17 tRNA genes are annotated in these 1,639 nt (G+C 51.7%); all 17 read left to right on the forward strand.

The features are described 5' to 3' along the window. Positions 1-84: 84 nt before the first annotated feature. The 17 genes from AB0G52_RS40980 to AB0G52_RS41060 all read left to right on the forward strand — a co-directional run bounded on the left by AB0G52_RS40980 (position 85) and on the right by AB0G52_RS41060 (position 1,621). A tRNA-Asp gene (locus AB0G52_RS40980) sits at positions 85-161 on the forward strand. A gap of 14 nt (positions 162-175) precedes the next feature. Beyond that, positions 176-249: transfer RNA gene (locus AB0G52_RS40985), tRNA-Gly, on the forward strand. 9 nt (positions 250-258) lie between these two features. Next, positions 259-335, forward strand: a tRNA-Ile gene (locus AB0G52_RS40990). A 9-nt stretch (positions 336-344) separates the two neighbouring features. Continuing rightward, positions 345-419 (forward strand) — tRNA-Asn (locus AB0G52_RS40995). Positions 420-425: 6 nt separating this feature from the next. After that, positions 426-517: transfer RNA gene (locus tag AB0G52_RS41000), tRNA-Ser, on the forward strand. Positions 518-543: 26 nt separating this feature from the next. Then, a tRNA-Glu gene (locus AB0G52_RS41005) sits at positions 544-618 on the forward strand. 19 nt (positions 619-637) lie between these two features. Next, a tRNA-Val gene (locus AB0G52_RS41010) sits at positions 638-713 on the forward strand. Between the two features lie 7 nt (positions 714-720). Continuing rightward, positions 721-796, forward strand: a tRNA-Thr gene (locus AB0G52_RS41015). Positions 797-813: 17 nt separating this feature from the next. Further along, positions 814-889 (forward strand) — tRNA-Lys (locus AB0G52_RS41020). Between the two features lie 4 nt (positions 890-893). Then, positions 894-978: transfer RNA gene (locus AB0G52_RS41025), tRNA-Leu, on the forward strand. Between the two features lie 14 nt (positions 979-992). After that, positions 993-1,067, forward strand: a tRNA-Gly gene (locus tag AB0G52_RS41030). Between the two features lie 26 nt (positions 1,068-1,093). Further along, positions 1,094-1,170: transfer RNA gene (locus AB0G52_RS41035), tRNA-Arg, on the forward strand. A 6-nt stretch (positions 1,171-1,176) separates the two neighbouring features. Further along, positions 1,177-1,253: transfer RNA gene (locus AB0G52_RS41040), tRNA-Pro, on the forward strand. A 15-nt stretch (positions 1,254-1,268) separates the two neighbouring features. After that, positions 1,269-1,344: transfer RNA gene (locus AB0G52_RS41045), tRNA-Ala, on the forward strand. A gap of 4 nt (positions 1,345-1,348) precedes the next feature. Continuing rightward, positions 1,349-1,441: transfer RNA gene (locus tag AB0G52_RS41050), tRNA-Ser, on the forward strand. A 25-nt stretch (positions 1,442-1,466) separates the two neighbouring features. Continuing rightward, a tRNA-Met gene (locus tag AB0G52_RS41055) sits at positions 1,467-1,540 on the forward strand. 4 nt (positions 1,541-1,544) lie between these two features. Further along, positions 1,545-1,621 (forward strand) — tRNA-Asp (locus AB0G52_RS41060). The last annotated feature ends 18 nt before the right edge of the window (positions 1,622-1,639 follow it).

Here is a 1,639-nt window from a genome sequence, read left to right on the forward strand (position 1 = left end):
GGTCTTGAAAACCGACAGGCGGGTCAAACCGCGCAGGGGTTCGAATCCCCTTTCCTCCTCCATTTTTACTTGAAAATTATATATGGTCCGGTAGTTCAGCTGGTTAGAATGCCTGCCTGTCACGCAGGAGGTCGCGGGTTCGAGTCCCGTCCGGACCGCCATTATTTCTTAATTCGCGGGTGTAGTTTAATGGTAAAACCTCAGCCTTCCAAGCTGATGTCGTGAGTTCGATTCTCATCACCCGCTCCAAAATAATATGGGCCTATAGCTCAGCTGGTTAGAGCGCACGCCTGATAAGCGTGAGGTCGATGGTTCGAGTCCATTTAGGCCCACCATATTATTGTTCCGCAGTAGCTCAGTGGTAGAGCACTCGGCTGTTAACCGATCGGTCGTAGGTTCGAGTCCTACCTGCGGAGCCATTATATGGAGAGCTGTCCGAGTGGCCGAAGGAGCACGATTGGAAATCGTGTAGGCGGGTAACCCTGTCTCAAGGGTTCAAATCCCTTGCTCTCCGCCATTTTCACTCAGTATCTCATTATTAATGGCCCATTGGTCAAGCGGTTAAGACACCGCCCTTTCACGGCGGTAACACGGGTTCGAATCCCGTATGGGTCACCAATTATTACATACCAAATATGGAGGATTAGCTCAGCTGGGAGAGCATCTGCCTTACAAGCAGAGGGTCGGCGGTTCGATCCCGTCATCCTCCACCATATATACGCCGATGTAGCTCAATTGGTAGAGCAACTGACTTGTAATCAGTAGGTTGGGGGTTCAAGTCCTCTCGTCGGCACCATCTTTTTAAAATGAGATGAGTCATTAGCTCAGTTGGTAGAGCATCTGACTTTTAATCAGAGGGTCGCAGGTTCGAATCCTGCATGACTCACCATAATGCGGGTGTGGCGGAATTGGCAGACGCACTAGACTTAGGATCTAGCGCCGCAAGGCGTGGGGGTTCGACTCCCTTCACCCGCACCATTTAATTTTAATATGCGGAAGTAGTTCAGTGGTAGAACATCACCTTGCCAAGGTGGGGGTCGCGGGTTCGAACCCCGTCTTCCGCTCCAGAATTACTATAATAATTTAAAAAAATGCGCCCGTAGCTCAATTGGATAGAGCGTCTGACTACGGATCAGAAGGTTATGGGTTCGACTCCTTTCGGGCGCGCCATATTTACGGGAAGTAGCTCAGCTTGGTAGAGCACTTGGTTTGGGACCAAGGGGTCGCAGGTTCGAATCCTGTCTTCCCGACCATGAAACACTTATATTGGGGCCTTAGCTCAGCTGGGAGAGCGCCTGCCTTGCACGCAGGAGGTCAGCGGTTCGATCCCGCTAGGCTCCACCAATACGGAGGAATACCCAAGTCCGGCTGAAGGGATCGGTCTTGAAAACCGACAGGCGGGTCAAACCGCGCAGGGGTTCGAATCCCCTTTCCTCCTCCATATAACTCATTTTAAATATTATTATCGCGGGGTGGAGCAGTCTGGTAGCTCGTCGGGCTCATAACCCGAAGGTCGCAGGTTCAAATCCTGTCCCCGCAATCACGGTCCGGTAGTTCAGCTGGTTAGAATGCCTGCCTGTCACGCAGGAGGTCGCGGGTTCGAGTCCCGTCCGGACCGCCATTATAATTTAAAAGTATG

Source organism: Streptomyces sp. NPDC021562 (genome assembly GCF_040640875.1).
Taxonomy (GTDB): domain Bacteria; phylum Actinomycetota; class Actinomycetes; order Streptomycetales; family Streptomycetaceae; genus Streptomyces.